Genomic DNA, 25,305 nt, shown 5'->3' with positions numbered 1-25,305 from the left:
TAGTCCTCGCAGTTTAGAATTTTTCAGTCGTTCATATGAAACTATTTGCCCCTTTCTTTCGTTATATATGCACACGTTTCTTTATCTTTTCACGTGCAAAAAAAGATAAATTCCTATAATATGTTTTCATATTAACCTTTAAGGAGATAAAGAAGATGAATTGAATAAATCCCTGCAAATAGAGTTTTTAGAAAAAAGAAATTGTTATCATTTCTCCTATTTATGTTATAGAATAATTCATGTATAATAAAAGGCTGTATGGTAACGCAGCTTGCGATATATCTTTTCTTACTTTTAGCAAGTCTATATTCAAAGCAAAAACTGCAAAGTGGGGTTAGTGCGACTCTTCATTAATCGACTTTGCATTAAAAACCAGCATTTTTCTTTTATCATAAAGAAAGAATGAGATTTAATAGTGACAGGTGAATAATATGGGTGAAAATCAAAGAAATGTTAGTAGATTTGACTGGAACTTGGCTTTCCTAATCTTCCTATTGTTTTGCGTAAGCGTTGTGGCAATCCATAGTGCTGAAAAAATTGGGCAGTATGATAAGAACTTCGTAGCGCAACAAGTTGTTTTTTATATTATTGGAATGGTGATTATAGGATTTGTCATGCGTTTTGACTCCGATCAGCTTCAAAAGCTAACGTGGGTTTTTTATGGATTTGGGAACTTTTTATTGCTTCTTTTACTAGTGGCTCCTTCAAGTATTGCCAGAGAAATTAACGGGGCAAAAAGTTGGTTCACACTTCCCGGCTTCTCGTTGCAGCCATCAGAGTTTATGAAAGTGTTTTTGATTATCACGCTGAGTACGGTCATTGTTAAACACAATGAAAAATATCGTATCCGAACAGTAAGAGAAGACTTTTTACTGCTTGGTAAACTAGGCGCTGTACTTGCTTTACCTTTATTGTTAATCATGCAGCAGCCTGACTTAGGTACCGCTCTTGTGTTCTTAGCAATCACAGTTGGACTTGTATTTGTTTCAGGCGTAAGCTGGAAAATCATCGCGCCTGCATTTTTAGGTATTACAGCGGTTGGTTCTGTCATTTTGGGACTTGTTGTTTATGCACCTAGCCTATTAGAAAAGTATCTAGGGGTTAAGCAATACCAATTTGGACGTATTTATTCTTGGCTTGATCCTGAGTCGTATAGTTCGGGAGAGGGCTATCATTTAAAGAAATCGTTAGATGCGATTGGGTCAGGAATGGTAAACGGTAAAGGGATCGGAAATGGAGTGGTCTATTTGCCAGAGGGACAGACCGACTTTATTTTTGCGGTTATTGGAGAAGAGTTTGGCTTTATAGGCGCCAGCATTGTTATTAGTCTTTTCTTCGTACTCGTTTATTACTTGATCAAGCTAGGCCTTGAAACAAAAAATGAATTCAATTCTTACTTATGTGTAGGCGTTATTTCAATGCTTACGTTCCACGTATTTCAAAATATCGGTATGACCATTCAAGTCTTGCCTATTACCGGAATTCCACTTCCTTTTATTTCATATGGAGGTAGTTCACTGATGGGGAACATGTTTGCAATGGGTCTGATGTTTGGAATCTCATGGCATCACAAACGCTATATGTTTGGAAATGATTAAAGAGAGACGATGGTCTCTCTTTTTTCTTTTATCTCCCTATTAAGCATGCTACAATAAAGAAAACGCTTTCAAAACCTGTTTTAAAAGGAGTAGATATGCATGCTTGATTACCAATATCGGCGCAAAGCCTATGCTATTTTGTTAAAGCAGACATCCGTACCTTCATCTACAACTTCTTTTTTCACCTGGCTCATACAGCTACTAAAACGAAACACATAGAAAAAGGTGTGCAATTGCACACCTTTTATTTATGCGTCAGCGACGTTAAGCCAATTTGCCTTACGATTTTTTTACTCTCTTCATTTAGTCCTTTTACAATAACCTTTTTATTCAATCGCTCGTACTTATCGATAATTTTCGAGATGCCAATCACGGCCGATTGATCCCATATATGAGAAGAACTAAAATCAATAATAATCGTATCTGGGTCTGTTTCATACTGAAATTCATCCATAAAGAAACTGATGGTGGCAAAAAATAATTGCCCTGAAACCCTGTATTGTTTCATATTGCCTTCTGTTTGTGAAGTTGTTTTGATTTTAGCCATCTTCCAGCCAAATACAATGGTACTTAACACAATACCTACCATTACTCCTAGTGCTAAGTTATGTGTAAATAATACGATAACCACCGTAACAACCATTACAATGGCATCTGATAGCGGATATTTCGTTAAGTCTTTAAGGGACTGCCAATCAAATGTACCGGCAGCTACCATAAACATAACGCCTACAAGAGCAGCCATTGGAATTTGTTTAACAACATCGCCAAGCACCATAATTAAGAACAATAAAAAGACTCCCGCGACTAAGGTAGATAATCTTCCTCGTCCCCCTGATTTTACATTAATCATAGATTGTCCGATCATGGCACAGCCAGCCATTCCTCCAAAGAAGCCTGTTACAATATTAGCAATGCCTTGACCGCGCGCTTCTTTATTTTTATTCGAAGGCGTATCTGTAATTTCGTCCAGTACCGTTGCCGTTAGCATAGACTCAAGCAGACCTACAATCGCCAAAGGAAGTGAATAAGGTAAAATGATGAGCAGTGTATCCACTGATAAATCAACCTTTGGAAAGTGAAGAACCGGCAGTGAACGCGTAATATTCCCCATATCTCCTACCGTTTTTAAATCTAAATGAAAGACAATCGCTACAATCGTCATCAAGACAATCGCTATAAGCGGCGATGGTATTACCTTGGTCATGAGCGGAAATAAATAGACGATGAGCAGCGTTCCGGCTACCATTGCGTACATCATCCAATTTGCTCCTTCAAAATGCGGAAGCTGTGCGGTAAAAATTAAAATACCGAGCGCATTTACAAATCCAATCATCACTGTTTGAGGAAGAAACGATAAAAACCTTCCTACTTTCAAAACACCAAGTAAAATTTGAATGATTCCGGTTAAAACAGTAGCTGCAAATAAATACTCAATGCCGTGATCTTTGACTAAGTTAATCATCAATAAAGACATCGCTCCTGTTGCAGCTGAAATCATAGCTGGTCTTCCGCCTGTAAAAGCAATCACAATTGCCATACAAAAAGATGCATACAGGCCAACCATGGGATCGACACCGGCGATAATGGAAAAAGCAAGGGCTTCTGGAATAAGCGCAAGAGCAACTGTCATCCCAGACAAAATATCTGCTCGAACGTTTGAAAACCACTGCTGTTTAATACTTGCCATCATGATGGTTTATCACCTCTTATAAATTTTTTATACGATTTTCGACTTTCACGAAAATCAAAGCCGTTTTTAACGTATCAAATCGTACCATACAATTTCCTATTTGGAAACAATTAATTTTCACAAATAAAAAGACGAGAAGCTTGATTGCTTCTCGTCTTTTTATTTGTTACGCGATGGCATTTCACTGCCATTCAGCAAATAAACGAACTGAAATTATGTTCATTCATTAATTGCTGCTTCAAGCGCAACAACAATCATATCGTTAAACGTCGTTTGACGTTCTTCTGACGTTGTTTCTTCACCAGTGAAGATGTGATCACTTACTGTTAAAACCGATAAAGCATTACGGCCGTATTTAGCGGCTAGCGTATACAGAGCCGTCGTTTCCATTTCAACTGCCAATACGCCGTGAGCTGCTAATTTTTCTAGCTGGCCGTCTTCATTGTAAAATTGATCAGATGTAAATACACTTCCTACTTTTAACTGAAGGCCTTTTTCAACACCTGCATCGTAAGCGCGCTTTAATAAATCAAAGTTAGCTGTTGGTGCATAGTCAATAGGACCAAATTTAACACGGTTCATTTGTGAATCACTTGACGAAGACATGGCTAAAATAACGTCACGTACTTTTACATCTTTTTGAATTGCTCCGCATGTACCAACGCGAATTAGGTTTTGAACACCATATTCATTCATTAGTTCATTTACATAAATAGCAATTGATGGTACACCCATTCCTGTTCCTTGAACAGAAACGCGCTTTCCTTTATATGTTCCTGTGAATCCAAGCATACCGCGCACTTCGTTATAGCAAGTTACATCTTCTAAAAATGTTTCTGCAATGTATTTTGCACGAAGTGGATCACCTGGAAGTAAAATCGTTTCTGCAATATCACCTTGTTTTGCCCCAATATGTACGCTCATTTCGTACCTCCTATATGTAAAAAATCTTACGCTTTCACTATACCATATTGTATCCCTTGCTTGTCTATTTACTTCTAACATTATGCGTCAAAAATAAAAAGACATACCGCCCAAAAAATGGCGTAGTATGTCTTTTTATATAAGGATACACTAATAGCGCAAGGGATTTACTAACTTTAGCTGAGGTGATATGTATGGGGAAAAAACATCGCAACCGAATTAATTCGCCTAAAAAGAATAATCATATTCCAAAGGAAGCAATTATAGCAGAACATGAAGCCCATGGAGATGAATATTCAGCAACAAATCGAAAAAATGGCCCTGGTCATCATACTCGTGATTACTAAGAGTCAACATATAAATAAAAAGCGGCCAGATAGGTCGCTTTTACCTTATGTTTAACGTACGTGCAGACGATTTACTTTTTGCCAGCCGTCTGTCCATAGCTTGTAGTAATACTTCCCCCGAGTACCTTCATCAATTAACAAAATATCGCCTGTGCTAATAAACCTTGCATCACAATCTTTTGGCAAATTATCAGCAATATTAAACATTTGAAATACTTGTGTTGCTGCGTCTTGATGATCGAATGCTGTAATCGTTAGACGATGGACAGGCTTATATCCGCGCTTTTCGCCTTTTTCTTCTGTTTGCATAATGGTTACATCATATTCTGTGCTAATATTAAATTGTTTTTTTATTGTGGTCCACACACTCAACATTCTTCCCTCCACCCAAAAGCAAGTATTTACTCTTTTACGTCATGTATTCTTATATAATTAGTGATAAAATCCGAAAACCCTTTATCGAATCAAAACGTTTTTTGTCGAAATTACTAGTTTTTTCTTATTAAACATGTACATAAAATATTTGTTTCCCATTTTATCATTAGTTGTTTTTGAATGGATGAATCAATAGGCCCACTTAAACAAAATGAAATATTAACGAAAAAAATGTAACCATTGCTCCTATTTTTGGTTATATAGGCGCTTAGAAAGTAGGTAGACCCCTAAGGACCAAGCAAGTCCTAAACAATATCCTGCTAGTATATCCGTTAAAAAGTGTACGCCTAAATACAAACGGCTAAATCCAATTAATAAAATAATAATAGCAATTACGCATACAGCTACCGTTTTAATAGCCCTGCTTCTTGTATACATCCATATCAACAAAAGTACTCCGCTGTAAAACGCCATTGAGTTCATGGCATGTCCGCTCGGAAAACTATAGTGAGAGGCAGGAACGACTTGACTCCAATCAGGTCTTGGCCTTGCGAAAATTTCCTTTAATCCCCAATTCAAAGCGCGAACTCCCCAAAAAACGAGCGTGATATATAAAGCGAGCAATCCTTTTCGTTTATAAAGAAGAAATACTATAATCGCAAACCATATTGGTGCAGTGACATACCAAGATCCTACGGTTGTTATAAATATGATGATGGGTGTTAACGTGTCCGTCCTCCATCCTTCAATGGTATGAAGTACATTAAAATCAAGCTGTTTCACCCAAGGTGTATTAAACGTAAATAAAATGAGTAAAAAGAAAGCTAAAAGCGATACAATAAATAGAGAATATTTTGTAGTGCGATTTACCATTTTTTATTTCCTCCAACCTATTAAAAGAAAAAGCATGTAGCGTTCTACATGCTTTACTTATTCACACGTTTTGGCTGAATATAGTCTTCTGGCTTAGGAGCTTGATGAACGACAAATTCAGCCGAAAATTCCTCTTTTGCATTTATTTTTTTCGTTTGCTTTGATTGCGGCATATACTTCTCTCCTTTCTTTTTACTGTCTTTAATATACGAAAAAAAAAGGAGAGCTATGCACGTTAGCTATAGCGTGAAATAATATTGGTTAATCTATTTTTCAACTGAGGAATTTCTCTTTCAGAAACTTGAATACGAACGAGCGCCTCATCTGCATCTAACATTTCAGATAAAAACCCGCCAAATCCTCTGGCTCGTCGATCCACTTCTATAAATAAATCGTAGTCATGCAAGCCGCTTGGCTGCACGATGATTTCAATTTCATCTACTTTCCCAGCGTACACTCCCCCGCTTGGAACAAATTCAAATTCTTGAACAAAAGGAAGTCTTTTTCTCATCCTGCGAGGAGCTTCTTCGCACTCGACTTGGCGCAAGCGAAAGCCAAGCTGTTCCATGGCTTCAATTGTACTTGTTACCATCTGATTAGGAAGCACTTTTACATGATCAATATCCGACGGATCAACCGCATCTTTAATGTCGAGGCTCGTCGCCACCCACACGCGGGTTCTCCCTAAGGTAACAGGCGTATCATCAGGCAGCTGAAAGGTAAAAGGAATAGACTTGGTTTCAGATGGTTGGATCGTGAACGGGTCGTTAATCTTAAACGTATTAAGTTCAATGTCCTGCTTGTATTTTTTATCGTCTCTTTCTTTTACATAGGTTGTGAATAGACGCAGATAGATGCTGTCAATTTTCTGTTCAACATTGCCTCCATACACTTCAACAATCCCTTCAATCGTTTCACCAGCACGAAATTCATCATTGACAAGCTTAGCATCTACACGCGCTGCACCAATTCCAATGCGGGCTAACGCTTTATTAAATAGCGCCATGCTTTTCCCTCCCCGAGTTCTTACTATTTATATAGTCATAAATGTCTTTTTGTAAACTTTTAATACTTTCATACGGTTCATCTGCTCTCAGCATTTTTTGAATGATGGTTTTAATGGGCGCCGACAAGCTTAGTTCTTGTTCCCAGCTTTTTTCTTGTTTCTCCGTCGGCTCATAACCAGAGTATAATAAAAATAAAAGAAAATGACCAAGCGCATAGATGTCGCTTGCAACAGATGTTTGTCTCATAAACTGCTGTTCTTCTATAAGGCTGCTTGTTTCTTCATGATCTCCCAAAAATCTAGCAAGACCAAAGTCAATAACATAAATGGTCCCTTTAACATCAATAATGTTTGGAATACGAAGATCACGGTGAACGATTCCTTGCTCATGAATAGCGGAAACTACTTCTAGAATATCAAGTAAAATGTCAAGCGCTTTTTCTTCCGTATATACGCACTTCTCTTCAAAAATTAAATCTTCAAATGTTTTTCCTTGGATCAACTCCATCACTAGAAAACACCCTTCATCTATTTCAACAGCTTCATACAGCGAAGGGATTTGAGGATGATCTAGCTGAGACAGCAGTTTTGCTTCATAATGAAAAGACTTCAGCCCCTGAGGAGTGCGCTGCTTCGTTTTGCGGAGCTGCTTTATTACTACCTCTTTTTGTTGCACAATGTCACTAGCAACATATGTTATACCATAGCTCCCCATTCCCAGTATATTTATGATTTCATAGCGCTCACAAATGACTGTTCCTTTTTTAAAAGGACGGTCAACTAGCCAGCGATGAAAGTGTTTGAACATTTGATTTTTCATTCCAAATCAACTTGAGAAAAAGCTTGAGAAGAAGCTTCCGCTTTTACGTTTGCGCTTGTAATGGTGATGGCCATATTTTGAATGACTGTGGCTGTCATAATATTTGCTTCGTTTATAATCGCTACTGCTGCTATGGTGACGTGGACGTCTGTAATGATGGTCACTGCTGCTGTAGTGGCGCGGACGTCGGTAGTGTCGATCACTGCTGCTGTAGCGGCGATGTTTAGATCCAGTTAATGATTCAAATATTTTTCTGAACATAAAGAAAACCTCTTTTCTTAACATTTGTTACCCTTTATACGTACGAAATGTTATAAAGGTTTCAAAAAGTCCCTTACCCTTTTTTTAAATAGTTAAACGTTTCAAAGGAGGCCTAACATGACTTCTACTGACACCAATTCTCTCATTAAATTGGAGGATGTTCTTCGTCTGCAGCAAACAATGCAGCACAAACCTCCTGCTATTCTCCCGCTCTCTTTTATCGGAGAAGATGTAAAATGGATTAAAGAAATTCGAAGAAAAGTAAAAAAAGCTAATCAAAACAATATTACACGTACACAAGCTTATTTGGAGTATTATCAAAAACACCCTGAAATTCACTGGGCTCTTTTAGCACACTTAGTTTCACGAAACGGCGGCTATTATATGACAGATCTCTCCACTACCTTAATAAAATCCCTGCTTTCATCAGAAAAACAGCACGCGTACTTCTTGTTTTTAGAACATTCCAACTCGGCCATTTTTCATGATGCTTACGCTCAGCTGTTGCTCTATGAAAAAAGCAAAGAGCAAAACAGCAATCTGTTTCATTTACTCCCCGCTTTTCACATATCTTCTTTTATGATAGCTGTTTGGAATGACTTTTGGCAGCATAGAAACAAAACGCTCTTATCAATAGCCATGATTGTGAACGAACAGTATCATATCGAAAAAAATGTTCTCTTTAAAAAAGAGTTTCAGCGTGATGTTCTTCACTCTTGGCAGTTTCACACTCAAAACTTTCTCGGTATGACTCAAATCGTCTTTCCCTATTATTCAGGTAATAAGATGGAGTTAAGTGGAACGAAAGTGTATCATTTTGAGTCTGTCTTAAGACGGATTGAAGTGGGAAAAACTTTATATGTTCTTCTTTTTTATTCAAACTTGTATGATGCTATTTATGCTTTTAGCCTTAAACACGCCCACACAGGGTCTCGAAGCGATTATAATTCGGATATATTTACAAAGAATCGAACTCATTCTAAAAAGCTGTATAGCCCGACTTTAAATATGAGCTGGGGAGACCGCGTACACCTTTTTTTAAGAAAAGATGAGTGGTTTGAAGACGAAAGCATATTTTCTCTCCTTGAGTCTATTCCCGCTTCATCAGTTAAAAAAATTCCCCTTCAGCATCATATAAAAGTGCAATCCGCTATTAAAGCTGCTAATCCTTTTTCATAATCGCTGTCTCATAAACAAAACGACGAGTTTCCCCGTCGTTACAGATGTATCCATCTTTTTATTCTTCATCTTGCTCATCAATAATACATTTATCAATGAGATAATCAAAAGTTATATCCGCTAATTCGCCTAGCTCTTCTTCAGCGGGAACATAGCCTCGCTTGACTAGTTCATTGTAAAAGAACTCCGCAATTTCTTCCGTATCAATGACCACTTCGATTTCTTTCACAATATCACTCCTTTTCCCGTTTGAACGGATTAGCGTACCTTATTTTTCTTAAAAATAGGTTCACTCCATCTTCTGCTTGAAGTTTTACCTTATACACATTTATGAACAATTCGGCAATAGTATGTCTAAAATTTCAGCAGTTTAAATAGAAAGGTAATTATACCCATCCTTTTTTCATTACCATCGCCGCATACACAATAAAAGATAGCTAAGAGAGATGTAATGATCTATCTTGGCTATCTTTTATTTATTAGGCATCTACCTGCTATTTTCCTTGTTCGGATTTTGCTATCTTTTTTAAATGTTTCAGCACTAAGTTCATGACTTCAGCATATTCTTCATCTTCAAAAAGCTCATACAAAAATTTATAATCATTGTACACATCTAAAAGACCGTTTATAATCTCATGCTTTTCTTTAGTTAACCTCACTTCTTCTTTTTCAGAACCGTTTTGTTTTTTCATCTTTGGTAGCAACTCCGTCTTTTTAATTTCTTTACCTAAATACAACATATCAACACTTTGAGCGTAATTTTCTGTTTCCTCATGAGGAGTTACGAGAATGAGTTCTTCTTCACTAGCCTCAAGCCATTCTCCATCTGTTACACGTGACAATTCATAGACAATATCTTCCCATGAATCCTCTTTATAACGCCATATTTCTGTTCGAATACCAATGATTTTAAATAACTCTTTTCCATAATTAAAAACCTGGACGATATCGCCGAAGAAAAATTTATATTCAAGCTCTACTCTTTCCTGTACTAATATTTGACCTTCATATTCTTCTAGAAGTTCAATTGTATCTTCTAAAAAAAGACCTTCACTATGGTTGATTTCGTATACAAAAATCCCATCCATCACTTTTATATCGGTAATAGTGCCAACGGTCCCGTATATTGTTACAACGACTGTTTCACCAATTCCGTATTTAGGTTTTTTCTTCCCTGCCATCGTCGCACCTCCTTAGTAAACATACACCTACTGAAAAGTTACAATATTATATGCAGTAACTAAAAAAGGGGAAGTGTAACATCTTTAGAACCAAGCCTTTATTATCTATTGTCCTCTATCATTTTTCCTCCTGCTTAGTGCATGAGCTAAAGAAAATAAAAAAGCGGGCTGATGGATATCCATCAGCCCGCTTTTTTATTTCTCACGCATTATTTTGATAAAGCTCCCATGCTTCATCAAATACGGTCATACTTGATAAATAATGTCCGTTAAGCTCTAAATAAGAACTCAGTTCGTCATAATCTGTTGAAGATTTCGGGAAGCTGTGATCATCATAAGCACTTCGCGCAAACTCTCCCATTCGATCATGTTTTTTATTTGATCGGAATTTCATTATATAGTGATAAAAGGATTTCATTGTACTCCCCCTCCAGCGGTACGTGTATCTTTTCTATCATTTTCTTAAGAAATCTACAACTTCTTCTGTGATATGTAGATGTCGAACACTGCAATATAAGTGTTTTACTGGACAAAAAATATTAAATTCATGTTACAGTTGCAAAACAAATTTCACTATTAGCGTAACGAATAAATATTGTTATATCAATATTTTTCTTTTTTCAAAAAGACATTTGTAACAAAAACACATCGTTTTTATAACAAAAGCGTTGAATCGACAGGTTTCTCAAGCCTTTATGTAATTGCAAAAAAGAAGAATTCATGTTTTAATTCCGTAGTGAAAGGTTATTCTAACAATAATCGCCATTTAAATAAATCTTGTTGGTGGGAGGTTTACATCAGCATATGTTGAGGAAAAATAATACTATGAATACTCGAAATGCTTACTTTGATAATGCTAAAGTCGTATTAATTTTTTTAGTTGTATTTGGACACATGATTTCTCCGTACCGAACAGATAGCAGCGGAATGCTGTCCATTTATCACTTTATCTTTATTTTCCATATGCCTGTCTTTATTTTACTAGCAGGTTATTTCTCAAAAAATTTCCATAAAAAAGGATATTACAAAAAAATATTTACAAAGGTGGCTCTTCCTTACTTAGCTTTCCAAACTATCTATACCCTTTATTATAGTGTGCTTTATACAGATGAAACGTACACGCTTCAATATTTGGTTCCTAGATGGGCAATGTGGTTTCTACTGAGCTTAATTTTTTGGAAATTAATGCTTCCTTTCTTTGCAAAATTCCCGATGTGGATTAGTTTAACTGTCTCTATTTCGCTTGGACTTGCAATGGGCTTCATTGATATTGACGGATTTGATAAAATTCTAAGCATTAGCCGAATGTTTGTCTTCTTCCCGTTTTTCCTTTTGGGCTACTATTTGTCACAGCGCCAAGAGCCTTTTACAAATCTTTTGACAGCGCGAAATCGAATCATTGCATCCATCGTATTACTAGTTACATTAATTGGAAGCTATTCTTTCTTAGACGACACGGCTTACACAGATATGCTGTATGGAACGAACACGTACGACAATGTGGTCGAATTTTTAATGCGCGTTTCTCACTATGGAATTGCTTTTCTTGTATCTTTTGCCTTTATGGCTTTAATTCCAACGCGCGGTTTTGCTTTAACAAGCATTGGACAGCGATCTCTATACGTGTATTTATTGCACGGCTTCATTTTAAAATGGTTCTTTACAACTGACTTCTCAAAAAGTCTAGAGCCAACATCATGGGGTATTATCGTCTTAATCGCATTGTCCATTTTAGTAACGATGCTTCTCGGCAGCCGTATTGTCGATTGGTTCATCACAGGTACCAAGCTCATCATTCAGTTTGTTACACCTAAAAAAGCCATTCAGAAATTTTCATTAGCATTCAAACGTACGTTTTCATAAAAGTCATACTCCTAAAGGAGTATGACTTTTTTCATTTTCTTTAGAGAAACCAAGTAAATAATTTCATTTTGCTGAATTTTATGTTAACGTTTTAATATCTAAAGGAAGGGAGTTTTTCAAGATGGAATTAGCATATTATGCTGGAGAGTTTAGAGATATTAATGAGGCTGTTATTCCAATTGATGAACGCGGTCACCAGTTTGGAGACGGTGTTTATGAATTTATTCGTGTATACAAAGGAGTTCCGTTTTCGATTGAACGTCACTTAGACCGCTTAGAAAGAAGTGCAAAGGCAATTTTTATCGAACTTCCTGTTTCAAGACAAGAGCTAAAAGACATCATTCATCAAGCAATGGAAAAATCAACGTTAAAAGACGCTGATATTTATATTCAAGTTACGCGCGGGATTGCTCCTCGAAATCATTTATTTCCCGATGTACCTGCACAATTAGCGCTCACAATACGCCATCCTCGCCAAACACCTGAAGAAGCCTATGAAAAAGGCATTTCCACGCTTCTTTTGGAAGATGAACGATGGGCTAATTGCTATATCAAATCATTGAACCTACTTCCTAACCTTCTGGCCAAACAAGCTGCGGCTTCTAAAGAATGCAAAGAAGCTATTTTAGTAAAAGACGGATACATAACCGAAGGGTCGAGCAGCAATGTATTTGCCATAAAAGACAACGTCTTGTTCACGACTCCTGCCACAAGAAAAATTCTATCCGGTATTACGCGCGCTAACGTACTGGAATGTGCGCAGGAACAAGCCATTCAAATCCGAGAACAAAATATGACTCCTTCCTTTTTAAAAGACGCGGATGAAGTTTTTATTACGAGCACGTCTGTTGGTCTTTTGCCCGTTTCGAAAATAGACGAAGTCGAACTTCCAACTGTTCGTCCTGTTACAGTGGCTTTAAAACACGCCTACAGCCTGCGTACTGCTGGAACAAAGGCTTATCAATAAACAAATCCGCCCCTTACAAAATAAGGGGCGGATTTTTAGAATTTAAAGTAGTTGCGCTTTAATAATCTTGGCACTTTTAATAGCTCATCATACCGAATGGATTCATCAAGTTTTTTTGTATCGACCAGAAGCAGCTGTGTTTCCACTTCTTCTATGATCTCTTCTTCTTGATATGACATCCCGCAATTTGAACAGCTGATACATGGCATATGAGTAATCTCGATACTTCTTGTTCCGTCTGGCAATTCCCAGTATGCGGTATTGGTTGTTTCTACCGCTTTTTCTTCTTCGCACCATGCGCATTGAACAGTCATATTACAGGACCTCCTTAAGATGATGGAGCATCGTCGCTTTTACCGTCTTTTTTTAATTGAGCTTTAAACTTTTTATCCTTTAATTCATCTCTTTTTTCACGTTTATCTTTTAGACTTTCGTGAGCACTGTCACTTTCATACGTTTTACGTCTTTTTACCCTTCCTAACCCTTCCGGTACAAGATTGAATTGAGCATCATTCATAAGGCCCGATATGCCGATGGAAGAATCTTTAGCATCCGATGCTGGATAAACAGCTCGAAAATAATCATCTGCACGCCCAGGCACATAGCTTTCTGGCTCTGGATACGTCGTAATCACGCCTTCAAAATTTCGCAGAACAACTTTACTTGCGCTTTGACTAATAATATAGTTTGGCTGAACCGCAATCTTTCCTCCACCGCCTGGAGCATCAATAACAAACGTTGGAACGGCATATCCAGACGTATGACCTCGCAGCCCTTCCATAATTTCAAGCCCTTTGGAAACAGGTGCGCGGAAATGCCCAATCCCTTCTGATAAATCACATTGATAAATATAGTAAGGTCGAACGCGTATTTTCACTAAATCGTGCATAAGCTTTTTCATGATAGCTACGCTGTCATTAATCCCAGCTAAAATAACCGCTTGGTTGCCAACTGGAACGCCTGCATCGACAAGCATTTCACATGCTTTTTTTGTCTCTTCCGTAATTTCAATAGATGTATTAAAGTGAGTATTTAACCACACTGGATGATATTTTCTTAAAATGGCACATAAATTTTCTGTTATTCGCTGCGGAAACACAACGGGTGCTCTTGTGCCAATTCGAATAATTTCCACATGGGGAATAGCTCTTAAATTCTTCAAAATATATTCTAAAATGTTGTCATTAATCAGCAAGCCATCACCGCCTGAAATGAGTACATCTCGTACTTCAGGTGTTTTGGCGATATAAGCAATCGCAGCATCTAACTGCTTTTTTGGAACGCCCATTCCAATTTGTCCTGAAAACCTTCTTCGAGTACAGTATCTGCAGTACATAGAGCATTGATTGGTCACCAAGAACAAAACGCGATCAGGATAGCGATGAGTCAATCCTGGCACTGGAGAATCTTCGTCTTCATCTAGGGGATCTTCTAGATCGTATTTTGTTTTATGAAGTTCTTTGCCAACCGGAACAGACTGCATACGGACGGGGCAGCGAGGATCATCTGGATTCATTAAAGATGCATAGTAAGGCGTAATATTGAGCGGAATTGTTTTGGTTGAAATGCGTACTCCTTCTTCTTCTTCAGGAGTTAAGTTAATGACTTTTTTTAAATCCTCTAGCGTTCGAATAGTGTTTGTTAATTGCCAAATCCAATCATTCCATTTTTCTTCAGGAACATCTTTCCATAACTCAATATCTTTCCAATGTCGGGACGGCTTATATAAATCATATAACATACAATCGCTCCTTTATGAAGATTTACTATTGTTATATGTTACAGCCCATAAATTGGTTAATTATTTCTCACCCTTTACTTTTTGACAGATCCTTCACCCATACGTTCATATCTTCTAACGATTTATAAATGTAACAATTATTCGTTAACCGTCCCGTATAGATATACCCAAGCTGATGAAAAGCGGCATTCATCCCAAATGAAAGCGCTCTCGCTATTGTGTATGCACAAAAAATATGCTGCTGTTTTAGCTCCGCTTCTAGTGCGCTTAATAAATGCTTCATAAATCCATACTTTCGGTAAGCAGGGAGAGTCGCACAATCCGTTAGTTCAGCATTGTGATAGACATAGTCAATTTCAGCAGAAGCAGCGCTAACGATATCGTTCTTGTCAACGATGATATAAAACAAACTATCTTCTTGAAGCAAACTAGAGAGATACTCTTCTTCGTAGAGGGGAGTAGGATACACTGTGAAGATTTGACGGTAGAGCTGAGAAAGTTGTTTAGCGTCAGATGAAATGGCTCGGCGCATAATCAGTTGATTTGATAAAGGAGAATAATCAGATGTCGGCAAATTCAAAACATCTTGAAGCAGCTCTGTTTCTTTTAACGTCTCCCCGCTGTCTCGGCGGGATTGAGACGTATAGTAGCATAAAAGATACGCGTCGCTTCCGTTAAAATAGTAGGGAACAGTTGCTTCTAAAGAAAATCCCAAGCTCATCCAGTCCAACAGATGTTCAGCACGTGCTTTTATAATCCACTTTTCGTATGTTGCCTTATCCATTTCTTTATATATATAGCTGTAAATATCGTTCACATTCCCCCGGTAATCATCTATTCTCAGACGCTTGTTACATTCATCTAAAAAAAGAGTCATAGCAAAGGTTGGTTGACAAATATTTTCTTGTTTCGCCATTTGTTTGTATCCTCTCCCTTTTTAGCTTATTCCGCAATACTGCACCAGTCTGCTACGGTGAGAGCAATAATTTCTGCTGCGTCAAGCATCGTTTGAATACAAATATACTCATTCGGAAAGTGGGCTACTTCTGTTACTCCTGGTCCAAACACAACTGTTGGAATGTCTCCAACTTGTGACAATATCCCGCCGTCCGTTCCCCAAGGAGATGCTTCAATGATCGGCTGTTTCTGTTTCACTTGATAAAAAGAGGATGAAAGAGAGGTCATAAGCGGATGCTCTAATTCAATTTCACCGGGAAGCCAGTGGGCCCCAAACCATTCCAAGTCGACAGGATGCTCAGCAAACCACTCATCACACTGAGGCAAAAGTTCAAGCCACGATTTCATTTCCGCTCTAACATTTTTCATTTTTTCATGCGGAGCAACTCCTATCCTGCCTTCTAATACTACTTGATCAGCAACTGAAGAAGGCCACGTTCCTCCTTGTATATTTCCGATATTAATTGGCACGGGAATAGGAATTTTATTATAGAGCGGATCTGTAATTCGGCTGTTTCTCTCTTTTTCAAGACCCTCAATATGTTTAAGCACAACAGCTGCTTTTTCAATGGCGCTCACCCCTTCATACCGAGTCCCTCCATGTGCTGCTACTCCATGTACGGTCACGCGAAACCACATCGAGCCTTGCTGTTTAGGGAAGATCTTCATGTTGGTTGGTTCTGGAATAATGGCACCATCTGCTTTATACCCTCTAAGCACGCAGGAAAGTGTTCCTGCCCCTCCGCTTTCCTCTTCTACTACGCTTTGAAAAATAACATCTCCTTTTAATGAAATATCTAGCTCTTTTAATGCTTGAATCGCTAAAAGTAACGAGACATTCCCTCCTTTCATATCCGTTGCACCGCGCCCATATAGGTTTCCATCTTTTACAACGGCCGTATAAGGATCTTCCTTCCACTGTGAAAGATCGCCGGGAGGCACGACATCAATATGTCCATTTAAAATGATGGATTTCCCTCCACCTTTTCCTTTTAACACGCCTACCACATTCGGGCTATCTCGGAAACTAGAACGGTTGGAGGCAAAAGCTTCATGGGTACGAAGTGTTTTTTCGTCCGGTTCCCATATATCAATATCTAACTGCAGCTGTCGAAGGCGTTCAATGACAATTGCCTGCGCATGCTTTTCAGAACCCTGTATGCTTGCTTCTTCTACGAAACGCTTAAGTAAACGCACTGCACTTTGACGATGCTCTGTCATCCAGTTATGAATAGATTGCTGTATGTTCATGTAATGGTCCTCCTTATGGTATCGTAATCAAGTGATCACTCAGGCGAACGGTCGCTTCTGTTGAACTCAAAATATCCTCTACGGTATAAGGAGACATTAACTCGGTTAGAAGAAGCGCATCTTTTTCTACTTTAAAAACCGCCCGATCCGTAATAACTATTCCCACGCAGCCTGAAGCAGTAAGAGGTAAAGAGCACGTCTTAACCAATTTTGGTTCTCCTGTCTTGCTCGTATGATTCATTAGCACAATGACTTTTTTCGCTTTTTGAGCTAATTCCATCGCTCCCCCCATCCCAGGAACCCGCTTACCTGGCACAATCCAATTAGCTAAATCCCCTTTTTCACTCACTTCTAACGCACCAAGAATGGTCATATCGACGTATCCTTTTCGAATCATCGCGAAGGCTGTAGCACTATCACAGTATGAAGCCCCTTGAACAGTAGTTGTTGGATAGCCTGCTGCATTGCAGACATTCTCATCTTCTTCACCTAAAGGAGGCGAAGATCCTAACCCTAAAATTCCGTTTTCAGCATGAAACATCACATGAACAGCGCTTGGTACATAATTAGGAATAAGCGAAGGAATGCCAATCCCTAAGTTAACAATCATGCCGTTTTTGATTTCAGCCGCAGCACGTCTTGCAATACGATGACGAATATCTATTCCCAAACCCATTTCCAATTCACTCCTTTTGAAGGCACAATATAATCCACAAATACACCTGACGTCATCACGTTCTCTGGGTCAATGTCGCCAAGAGGAACAATTTCATCCACTTCAGCAATAGTTATACGACCTGCCATAGCCATTAAGGGATTAGTGTTTCGAGCGCTTTTATCATAAAGCAAATTGCCGAATGGATCGGCTTTTTTTGCATATACAAAAGCCACATCGGCTGTGAGCGGTTTTTCAACTAAAAATGTCTTGCCGTCTATTTCTACTTTTTCTTTTCCAAATTGAATAATGTCATTTTCTATTCCTACATCAATCAGTACTCCTCCAAGCCCAACTCCTCCCGCTCGAATCCGCTCAGCAAGCGTTCCTTGAGGAGAAAACTCAACTTTCAGCTTTTCTTCTGTCATCAGCGTTCCAGCCACTGGGTTCGATCCAATGTGAGAAGCGACCAGCTTTTGAATTCTTCCTTGGCTTACTAATTTTCCCGCACCAATATGAGGAAAGCCTGAATCATTACATATTAGTGTAAAATTTGATTTTCCGCTTTCAATAAGACCGTCAATGAGAGAAGGCGGACTGCCTACTCCTCCAAACCCTCCTATCATCAGGGTAGCAGCATGATCCACGTATTCAATCGCTTGTTCCACAGTTGTAATCTTTTGAAATGAGTTTTCAACCTTTGTCACTTATTTCACCTCATTTCCCTGTTTTTCATTTTGTACTTCATATAATGTTTTCGAAAGCAGCTCGACCGCTTCATCAATTTGACGATCAGTAATTGTAAATGGCGGCGAAATAATAATACCGTCTCCTTCGACTCCGTCTGTTCCTGCTTGCGAAGGATAAAGGAGAAGACCATTTTTCTGGGCCTTACTTATTACGCGCGCCGTCATATTTTCGGAGGATGAAAAAGGCTCCTTCGTTTTTGGATTTTGCACAAGCTCAAGACCAATTAGTAAGCCTTTACCTCGTATATCACCAATGATAGGGTAAAGAAGTTGAAGCTCCTTTAATTTTGTTACTAGATAGTCTCCTTTTAGCGCTACTTCTTGAACAAGATTATTCTTTTCAATATAGGTTAAGACAGCTAGCCCTACAGCCGATGACAGCGGGTTAGCGCTTAGCGTATGGCCGCTCATAATTAATTTAGATCCGTTCATGATAGGTTCAATTGTCTTGCTGCTAGCCAACGTAACGGCTATTGGCGTATATCCTGCTCCCACTCCTTTTCCAAGAGTCATAATGTCTGGTTTAGCTCCCCAGTGCTCATACGCAAACATCACGCCTGTACGCCCAACGCCAGTCATGACTTCATCGGCTATCCATAATACATCATATTTGTCACAAATTTCTCTTATTGCTTCATAATAACCGGGAGGAGGCGTAAGGGCTGCTCCGGCTGCTCCTACAATGGGCTCTGTAATAAAAGCAGCAATATGTTCTGGACCTGTTCGTTTGATAACTGTTTCCAATTCGTGAGCACAAGCAAGATTACAGGATGGATAGGTTTGATGAAACGGACATCGATAGCAATAAGGAGGTGAAACCGAAGGATAATCTTCAAGCAAAGACGAGAAGCGTTTTCGCCTTCCAACGTGCCCTGACATAGACAGAGCTCCTATTGTAATACCGTGATAGCTCATCCAGCGTGACAAAACCTTTGTTTTGGTTGGCTTTCCTTGCTCTTGAAAATGCTGAATAGCCGTTTTCATAGCCGTTTCAGTCGCTTCTGTCCCGCTGTTAACAAAAAAGCTCCACTGGAAATGATTGCTGCTTAATTCACATAGTTTTTTAGCTAGGGCTTCTGTCGGATCACTTGTAAACTGCGACCGATATACAAATGCAACTTTCTGTGCCTGATCGGTCATCGCATCAATAATTTCTTTTACGCCGTGTCCGATACTTGCTGTAACTGCCCCCGAAGAAGCATCTATGTACCTTTTTCCATCTTGGTCGTACAAATAAATTCCTTTTCCATATGAAATAACTGGGTAGTCATCGTCGAGCAGCGGCTTTATCACATGGGTCTTATTCATTTCCGCACTCTCCTTTCAAACACACACTCTTATTAAACTGTATGCTGAAAAGAAGAGTTTCTTGCCAATAAAAAAAGCCCTAGCATATAGCTAGAGCTTTTACATTCATTAAGCCGATTGCGTTACAGATTTATCGATACGCTTTGCTTCTGACTCAGCCACAATAACGGCACACGCAGCGTCTCCCGTAATATTTACAGATGTACGAAGCATATCAAGCAAGCGATCAATCCCGATAATCAATCCGATACCTGCTACAGGCAGGCCAACCGAACTCAATACCATCGCTAGCATAATGAGACCAACTCCCGGCACACCTGCTGTACCAATACTAGCAAGCACCGCTGTTAATACAACCGTCACAAGAGCACCCAGCGACAGGTCAACGCCGTATACTTGCGCAATAAAAATAGTCGCGACACCTTGCATAATTGCCGTTCCATCCATGTTAATGGTAGCACCTAACGGCTGAACAAAACTGCTGATGGACTCCGGGACACGAAGATTTTTTTGAGCCACATTCATTGAAATCGGAAGCGTTGCATTACTGCTTGATGTACTGAATCCAACTGTCATCGCAGGAGCAAAACCTTTAAAAAATTCAATAGGGTTACGTCTGGCCATAAGAGCGACTGACCCCCCATATGTTACAATCGAATGGATGAATAGTGCGAGCACGACTACAATCATGTAAAGCCCCATCGCTTTAATTGCCTGCCAGCCTTGACTTCCAACCGCTGTTGCAAGAAGCCCAAATGTTCCGTAAGGAGCAAACTTCATCACTAGATTTACAAGGTACATCATCAATTCATTGCCTTGCTCGAGTAAATTGTAAAGCCCTTTGGTTTTACTTCCAAGCATCGTAATACCAAAACCGATAAAGATAGAGAAAACGATAAGTTGAAGCATATTTCCTTCAGCCATCGCTTGGATTGGATTGACTGGAATCATATTTAAGAATGTCTCTCCAACCGGCGGTGCTTTTTCAGCTTCAAAAGAAGCGTTTTTTGTATCAAAAGATCCAAACGTTCCTGGTTTAATAACAAACGCTAATAATAAACCAATTACAATAGCAACGGTTGTTGTCACTAGGAAGTACGAAATTGTTTTTGCCCCGATTCTTCCCAGTTTTTTAGGATCTCCTAAACCTGCTACGCCTAACGTGATAGAGAAAAACACAATTGGTACAACAAGCATTTTAATTAAGCTTAAGAAAATTTGCCCAAGCGGCGTAAACAAGTACTTGTCCAGAGGAACAAAAGCACTTGGAGCAAAAGCATTAATCAACACTCCTACAACAGCACCAGCAATTAGCGCGATAATGATCTTTGTCGATAGCTTCATAGATTTACCTCCCATAAATAAATTATATTAGAATGATTCTAACTACTATACTTATTTTACCATGCATTGAGAACGATAACACTCTAAATATACAATATATTAAAAATTTTCAGATTAATAGTTTAGGAATATTTTCGGCTATACAAAAAACCATGAGAATATCATGGTTTCATAGACCTGTTATTCCCTCACTGAATGCTTACGGAGTTAGCTGTCGGATTCGGGTACGTGAGTTACCCTACTTGATTCATTCAAGATTCACCCCAAGTACATTACGCACAAATATGGGTCCCCCGTTCTCTTATAAAACAAAAGAGATTAAGCAAATAATTTTCTTTAATATTTTTGCATGATAATAATTGTTACTTTAATTAAAATTCATTTTATGTATTCCTGTCAAGTTTTTATTCAAAAATAATGCAGAATTTTATCATAAAAAGTTGAGAAATGTTATATTTTTAACTATTTACATCGTGTTTTAATAAACTAAAAACACTTATTTAACAAGACTTACAATCTAATGGATAAAAAATTAATTCAAAAAATAGTTTGTAAAGTGAACTTTCTTCTTATCAACATATATTCATAAATTTGCATAATTATTCTAACGTCCGCGTGCTTTACTGCTTTCATAAATATTTTACTCATCAAAAAACATCTCTTTCCAACTGTTGATTTTATTCTTATTATACTGCTTGATATAAACTTACTAAATTTCCCCTCTCGTTATTTAACACATATAAAAAAAGAGGCCGTGACGGCCTCTTTTTTATACAGTAACAGGTTCAGAACTTGCTTTGCGATTCTTTAATTTTTCAACAATGTCACGCGCTACCCACACACCGCACGCACTTGCCTGCGCGAGTCCTCGCGTAATACCAGCTCCGTCTCCTCCCACGTATAAACCGGAAATTTCAGTTTCAAACTTATCGTTTAACTTCGGACGGGCGGAGTAAAATTTCGCTTCCACACCGTAAAACAGCGTATGTTCAGATGCTAATCCAGGCGTTACATGATCCAGTGCTTCTGTCATTTCAATTAAGCTTTTCATTGTATTGTATGGAAGCACTAAGCCCAAATCACCAGGGACAGCTTCTTTTAACGTTGGTTCTAAAAAGCCTTCTTTAATTCGATTCGCTGTTGAACGACGCCCCTTTAAAATATCTCCATACTTTTGAACAACTAAGCCCCCGTTTGACAGCATATTAGCTAATCTTGATACTTCGTGCGCATATTCGTTCGGCTGATCAAATGGATCCGAAAATTTATGTGAAACAAGCAGCGCAAAGTTCGTGTTTTGACTTCCAAGCTTCGGATCTTTGTATGCGTGTCCATTTGCTAACATAATCCCTGAATGATTCTCTACTACCACATGTCCTGAAGGATTGCTGCAGAACGTTCTCACTCTTGTACCTACAGACGTATTGTAAATGAATTTTCCTTCGTACAGGTTTTTGTTAATTTCCTCCATAACAACGTTAGATGTTTCTACTCGAACACCGATGTCTACTTGATTGTTAATCATTTTTAAACGGCGTTTTTTTAGTAAGTCGCTCATCCACTTCGAGCCGTCTCGACCTGGTGAAACCACAACTTTATCAGCCGTAATTCTGTCACCATTCTTCAATTCGATACCGCGCACGATATGCTGACCATCTTCTTTTTCTGTTATTAAATCTGCTACTTCCGTTTTATACTGCATATCAATTTTTTCTTTTAAGTATTCATAAATGCTTTTTAAAATTTCTAAATTTTGCTCCGTTCCTAAATGACGCACCTGAGCACGCAATAGCTTTAATCCTGCTGCGTATCCGCGTTTTTCAATTTCACGAACTTTATCAGTTAACGGATCCGTAATCGTATCGGTTGCTCCGTGTTTTAAATTAATTTCATCCACATATTTAATTAAATCTACCACCTGGGATTCAGACAGATAATCCGTCATCCAGCCTCCAAATTCACTGGTGATATTAAATTTCCCGTCTGAATATGCGCCGGCTCCACCGAAACCATTTGTGATAGAACAAGCAGGCAAACAGCCAGCAAACTCTTTTCTGCCAACTGCAGGCGGACATTTTTCAATTTTTTTCTGAAGAATCGGACAATTACGTCGATAGATATCGTGTCCTTTATCGATTAATAGAATAGTTGCTTCCGGTAATTTTAACGTTAACTCATAGCAAGTAAAAATTCCAGCGGGTCCTGCCCCTACCACAATAACATCATAATTTGAGTTCATTGTACATTCTCCCATCATCTTTTTTCTTTGGGTAAAAGATAAAAGTTATTGACCGAATTTTCTTTTTTTATTATCATTCGGTTATTTTCTAGCCATTTGATAATATATCAAAAACAAACCCTTTAGTCAACAATATACACGAACATTAAAATAAAAAAATAAAAAAATATTCGTTTTTATTCCGATCAAATAAAAACCAGTGAACGAATAGCAAGCGCTACGAAATGTTCACTGGTTCTTTAATGTACGGAAGAGCAATTTCTACTTTTGTCCCTACGCCTACTTTGCTCGCAAATGAAATATGCCCTTGATGCTGTTCGATTATTCGGTAGCTAATCATTAATCCTAGCCCTGTTCCGGTTTGTTTAGTGGAATAAAAGGGTTCACCTAGCCGAGCTAAAGATTGCTCATCAATTCCACAGCCTTCATCCTCGATAATGACCATGCCGTATTCATTTCTTTTCTGAACGGTGACTTTAACTGTACCTTTGCTCATTGACTCAAGCGCATTTTGAATTAAATTAATAAAAACTTGTTTAAGCGCATTTTCTTCACAAAAGATTGTAATCTCATCACTAATCTCATTAATAATACGACAATTTTTATAATTGGCGTGTGTATCTAATAGTAGCGTCACGTGACGTATGATTTGATTGAGACTTTTAGGATGGTATGAATTTTCAATTTTAGGCTTGGCCAGCGTTAAAAATTCTTGAATAATGGATTCGACGCGATTCAATTCTTCAAGCATAATATCATTGTATTCTTCATTATACTGTTTCGATGCTTTTAACAGCTGAATAAACCCTTTAATCGCCGTCATTGGATTACGAATTTCATGTGCTACTCCTGCCGCTAGCTTGCTCACCATTGTAAGCTTTTCAGATTTGCTTGCCATTTCATCATATTTTTTTCGATCCGTTACGTCACGAATAATATACTGAATGGCATCCTGTCCTTCAAACTTAATTTTGGTTGCCGAAGATTCAATAATGACGACCCCTTTTTTAGTCAATAGTTTCACATCAACACGCGGCCTTACGGACATTCCATTCATCAGCTGAACCATTCGTTCTTTTACGATTTCTAAATGTTCGGGGTGAATAAAGTGAAGCCAAGGACGCCCGATATACTCTTCTTTTTTCTCACCGCCAAGAAGTTTAACACCAGCGGGATTCAAATATTGAATTCTGCCTTCTCTTGTTACAATAAATGCATCTTGGCTTTGCTGAACAAACTGCTTATATTGCTTCATTTTCCGAATGACTTCCTCTTGCTTTTCAATACTTGAGGAAAACTCTTTCCACTGAACAACTAAGAGCGGAATATCCTCTTCCGTGCGCTGAATATGGATGTGCATCGGAAACTGCTGATCTACTTTTTTCTTAAGTAAAACAACTTCTTCCTCTTGCTTTCTTAGCGGTTCTACTTCATGCTTTTCGATAAAAAAGCGATTTGGCTCTTCAAATACATTACAGGAAAGAAGTCGTTCCTCCGTCGTTTTAAAAAGGTGGCAGCACGCTTCATTTAAAATTTGAATATCTCCATCCATATTCATTACGAGCATTGGTGTAAATGACATTGAAAATAGCTGTTGAAATACTTTTTCCTTTTCCATATATTCACCTTCGCTTATTGAGTTACTAGCTATAGTATAATATGGTAAATGTTGATTTGGCAAAATTTTTTTACTATTTAAACAATTTATATGTAAGTTTGTCCTTTTCCATCTGTTATAAAAAGCTCGCACATGCGAGCAAATGACACCTAATCAGCAAAAACAGGTGCAGCCAATGATGATTAATAAAATAAATAGTACAACAATTAATGCAAATGACTGGCCCGTTCCGCAATGATGATAACCGCCAATTGGATAGCTAATTGGATAGTGGCAAGTATCATATAGGTGGTGATAGCCTCCGTGATGGCATGGATCGTAACAATCGTAGTTATACATAGCAATCTCTCTCCTCT

General features: G+C 38.3%; 26 protein-coding genes and 1 riboswitch. Of the genes, 5 read left to right on the top strand and 21 right to left on the bottom strand.

The features are described from left to right. The first annotated feature begins 431 nt into the window (after positions 1 to 431). Entirely contained in the window at positions 432 to 1,598 is a 1,167-nt protein-coding gene (locus tag ACOZIR_RS04435; protein WP_013084672.1) for an FtsW/RodA/SpoVE family cell cycle protein, read from the top strand. Between the two features lie 244 nt (positions 1,599 to 1,842). Here ACOZIR_RS04435 and ACOZIR_RS04430 read toward each other — a convergent pair whose 3' ends face one another. Next, positions 1,843 to 3,291, bottom strand: coding sequence for a SulP family inorganic anion transporter (locus ACOZIR_RS04430; protein WP_045293981.1), 1,449 nt, complete (start codon positions 3,289 to 3,291; stop codon positions 1,843 to 1,845). A 219-nt stretch (positions 3,292 to 3,510) separates the two neighbouring features. Further along, entirely contained in the window at positions 3,511 to 4,215 is a 705-nt protein-coding gene (deoD, locus tag ACOZIR_RS04425) for a purine-nucleoside phosphorylase (RefSeq protein WP_013058711.1), read from the bottom strand. 194 nt (positions 4,216 to 4,409) lie between these two features. Between deoD and ACOZIR_RS04420 the strand changes: the two genes are divergently transcribed. Then, positions 4,410 to 4,562 (top strand): hypothetical protein, encoded by a 153-nt coding sequence (locus ACOZIR_RS04420; RefSeq protein ID WP_013058712.1) that lies wholly within the window; start codon positions 4,410 to 4,412, stop codon positions 4,560 to 4,562. 51 nt (positions 4,563 to 4,613) lie between these two features. Here the strand turns inward: ACOZIR_RS04420 and ACOZIR_RS04415 are convergent, their stop codons facing one another. From ACOZIR_RS04415 to ACOZIR_RS04395, 5 genes are all read right to left on the bottom strand, one after another. Beyond that, on the bottom strand, positions 4,614 to 4,937 hold the full coding sequence (locus ACOZIR_RS04415) for a hypothetical protein (RefSeq protein WP_013058713.1): 324 nt from the start codon (positions 4,935 to 4,937) through the stop codon (positions 4,614 to 4,616). Positions 4,938 to 5,183: 246 nt separating this feature from the next. Next, a complete protein-coding gene (locus ACOZIR_RS04410; protein ID WP_045293983.1) occupies positions 5,184 to 5,810 on the bottom strand; it encodes a phosphatase PAP2 family protein in 627 nt (208 codons plus the stop codon). Between the two features lie 235 nt (positions 5,811 to 6,045). After that, positions 6,046 to 6,816 carry a sporulation protein gene (locus ACOZIR_RS04405; RefSeq protein ID WP_045293985.1) on the bottom strand — a complete coding sequence of 257 codons (771 nt, stop codon included), beginning with the start codon at positions 6,814 to 6,816 and terminating at the stop codon, positions 6,046 to 6,048. Next, on the bottom strand, positions 6,803 to 7,636 hold the full coding sequence (locus ACOZIR_RS04400; protein ID WP_045293987.1) for a serine/threonine protein kinase: 834 nt from the start codon (positions 7,634 to 7,636) through the stop codon (positions 6,803 to 6,805). The genes ACOZIR_RS04405 and ACOZIR_RS04400 overlap by 14 nt, the downstream gene beginning before the upstream one ends. Positions 7,637 to 7,642: 6 nt before the next feature. Beyond that, entirely contained in the window at positions 7,643 to 7,897 is a 255-nt protein-coding gene (locus ACOZIR_RS04395) for a hypothetical protein (protein ID WP_114324454.1), read from the bottom strand. 117 nt (positions 7,898 to 8,014) lie between these two features. Here ACOZIR_RS04395 and ACOZIR_RS04390 point away from each other — a divergent pair, with 117 nt between their 5' ends. Continuing rightward, positions 8,015 to 9,076, top strand: a complete 1,062-nt coding sequence (locus ACOZIR_RS04390) for a DUF2515 family protein (protein WP_045293991.1) — start codon at positions 8,015 to 8,017, stop codon at positions 9,074 to 9,076. A 58-nt stretch (positions 9,077 to 9,134) separates the two neighbouring features. Here ACOZIR_RS04390 and ACOZIR_RS04385 read toward each other — a convergent pair whose 3' ends face one another. From ACOZIR_RS04385 to ACOZIR_RS04375, 3 genes are all read right to left on the bottom strand, one after another. Next, the gene (locus ACOZIR_RS04385) at positions 9,135 to 9,305 is read right to left on the bottom strand and encodes a YozD family protein (RefSeq protein ID WP_013058720.1); all 171 of its coding nucleotides are present in this window, start codon (positions 9,303 to 9,305) and stop codon (positions 9,135 to 9,137) included. A gap of 265 nt (positions 9,306 to 9,570) precedes the next feature. Next, the gene (locus ACOZIR_RS04380) at positions 9,571 to 10,257 is read right to left on the bottom strand and encodes a hypothetical protein (protein WP_013058721.1); all 687 of its coding nucleotides are present in this window, start codon (positions 10,255 to 10,257) and stop codon (positions 9,571 to 9,573) included. Between the two features lie 202 nt (positions 10,258 to 10,459). After that, complete coding sequence (locus tag ACOZIR_RS04375; protein WP_013058722.1) at positions 10,460 to 10,675, bottom strand: YozE family protein; 216 nt, start codon at positions 10,673 to 10,675, stop codon at positions 10,460 to 10,462. 407 nt (positions 10,676 to 11,082) lie between these two features. On the opposite strand from ACOZIR_RS04375, the gene ACOZIR_RS04370 reads away from it, so the two are divergent. Both ACOZIR_RS04370 and dat read left to right on the top strand, forming a co-directional pair. Next, complete coding sequence (locus ACOZIR_RS04370; RefSeq protein ID WP_045289944.1) at positions 11,083 to 12,120, top strand: acyltransferase family protein; 1,038 nt, start codon at positions 11,083 to 11,085, stop codon at positions 12,118 to 12,120. Between the two features lie 121 nt (positions 12,121 to 12,241). Further along, positions 12,242 to 13,087, top strand: coding sequence for a D-amino-acid transaminase (dat, locus tag ACOZIR_RS04365; protein ID WP_045289946.1), 846 nt, complete (start codon positions 12,242 to 12,244; stop codon positions 13,085 to 13,087). 35 nt (positions 13,088 to 13,122) lie between these two features. On the opposite strand, the gene ACOZIR_RS04360 is transcribed toward dat, so the two are convergent. The 11 genes from ACOZIR_RS04360 to ACOZIR_RS04310 all read right to left on the bottom strand — a co-directional run bounded on the left by ACOZIR_RS04360 (position 13,123) and on the right by ACOZIR_RS04310 (position 25,288). After that, complete coding sequence (locus ACOZIR_RS04360) at positions 13,123 to 13,401, bottom strand: YokU family protein (protein ID WP_045289948.1); 279 nt, start codon at positions 13,399 to 13,401, stop codon at positions 13,123 to 13,125. 14 nt (positions 13,402 to 13,415) lie between these two features. Beyond that, positions 13,416 to 14,828 carry a lysine 2,3-aminomutase gene (gene ablA / locus ACOZIR_RS04355; protein ID WP_045289949.1) on the bottom strand — a complete coding sequence of 471 codons (1,413 nt, stop codon included), beginning with the start codon at positions 14,826 to 14,828 and terminating at the stop codon, positions 13,416 to 13,418. Between the two features lie 67 nt (positions 14,829 to 14,895). Then, positions 14,896 to 15,744 carry a putative beta-lysine N-acetyltransferase gene (gene ablB / locus ACOZIR_RS04350; RefSeq protein WP_340141773.1) on the bottom strand — a complete coding sequence of 283 codons (849 nt, stop codon included), beginning with the start codon at positions 15,742 to 15,744 and terminating at the stop codon, positions 14,896 to 14,898. 26 nt (positions 15,745 to 15,770) lie between these two features. Next, positions 15,771 to 17,036, bottom strand: coding sequence for a peptidase (locus tag ACOZIR_RS04345; RefSeq protein ID WP_421535515.1), 1,266 nt, complete (start codon positions 17,034 to 17,036; stop codon positions 15,771 to 15,773). Between the two features lie 13 nt (positions 17,037 to 17,049). Next, positions 17,050 to 17,712, bottom strand: a complete 663-nt coding sequence (locus ACOZIR_RS04340; RefSeq protein ID WP_071271257.1) for a 3-oxoacid CoA-transferase subunit B — start codon at positions 17,710 to 17,712, stop codon at positions 17,050 to 17,052. Further along, positions 17,697 to 18,398, bottom strand: coding sequence for a CoA transferase subunit A (locus ACOZIR_RS04335; protein WP_071271255.1), 702 nt, complete (start codon positions 18,396 to 18,398; stop codon positions 17,697 to 17,699). The genes ACOZIR_RS04340 and ACOZIR_RS04335 overlap by 16 nt, the downstream gene beginning before the upstream one ends. Further along, a complete protein-coding gene (locus ACOZIR_RS04330; protein ID WP_340141771.1) occupies positions 18,399 to 19,748 on the bottom strand; it encodes an aspartate aminotransferase family protein in 1,350 nt (449 codons plus the stop codon). 108 nt (positions 19,749 to 19,856) lie between these two features. Continuing rightward, positions 19,857 to 21,092, bottom strand: a complete 1,236-nt coding sequence (locus tag ACOZIR_RS04325; RefSeq protein ID WP_340141770.1) for a dicarboxylate/amino acid:cation symporter — start codon at positions 21,090 to 21,092, stop codon at positions 19,857 to 19,859. Between the two features lie 180 nt (positions 21,093 to 21,272). Beyond that, positions 21,273 to 21,427, bottom strand: a riboswitch (cyclic di-AMP (ydaO/yuaA leader). Positions 21,428 to 21,861: 434 nt separating this feature from the next. Then, the gene (locus ACOZIR_RS04320) at positions 21,862 to 23,331 is read right to left on the bottom strand and encodes an NAD(P)/FAD-dependent oxidoreductase (RefSeq protein WP_340141769.1); all 1,470 of its coding nucleotides are present in this window, start codon (positions 23,329 to 23,331) and stop codon (positions 21,862 to 21,864) included. Positions 23,332 to 23,548: 217 nt separating this feature from the next. Beyond that, positions 23,549 to 24,949 (bottom strand): ATP-binding protein, encoded by a 1,401-nt coding sequence (locus tag ACOZIR_RS04315; RefSeq protein WP_029715028.1) that lies wholly within the window; start codon positions 24,947 to 24,949, stop codon positions 23,549 to 23,551. A gap of 153 nt (positions 24,950 to 25,102) precedes the next feature. Further along, complete coding sequence (locus ACOZIR_RS04310) at positions 25,103 to 25,288, bottom strand: YjcZ family sporulation protein (protein ID WP_075419415.1); 186 nt, start codon at positions 25,286 to 25,288, stop codon at positions 25,103 to 25,105. Between the last annotated feature and the right edge of the window lie 17 nt (positions 25,289 to 25,305).

The sequence above is a fragment of the Priestia sp. D3YE.R1 genome (genome assembly GCF_049199565.1).
GTDB lineage: Bacteria > Bacillota > Bacilli > Bacillales > Bacillaceae_H > Priestia > Priestia aryabhattai.
The sequence above is the reverse complement of the archived record's forward strand: the minus strand, read 5'-3'. Positions and strand labels throughout refer to the sequence as shown.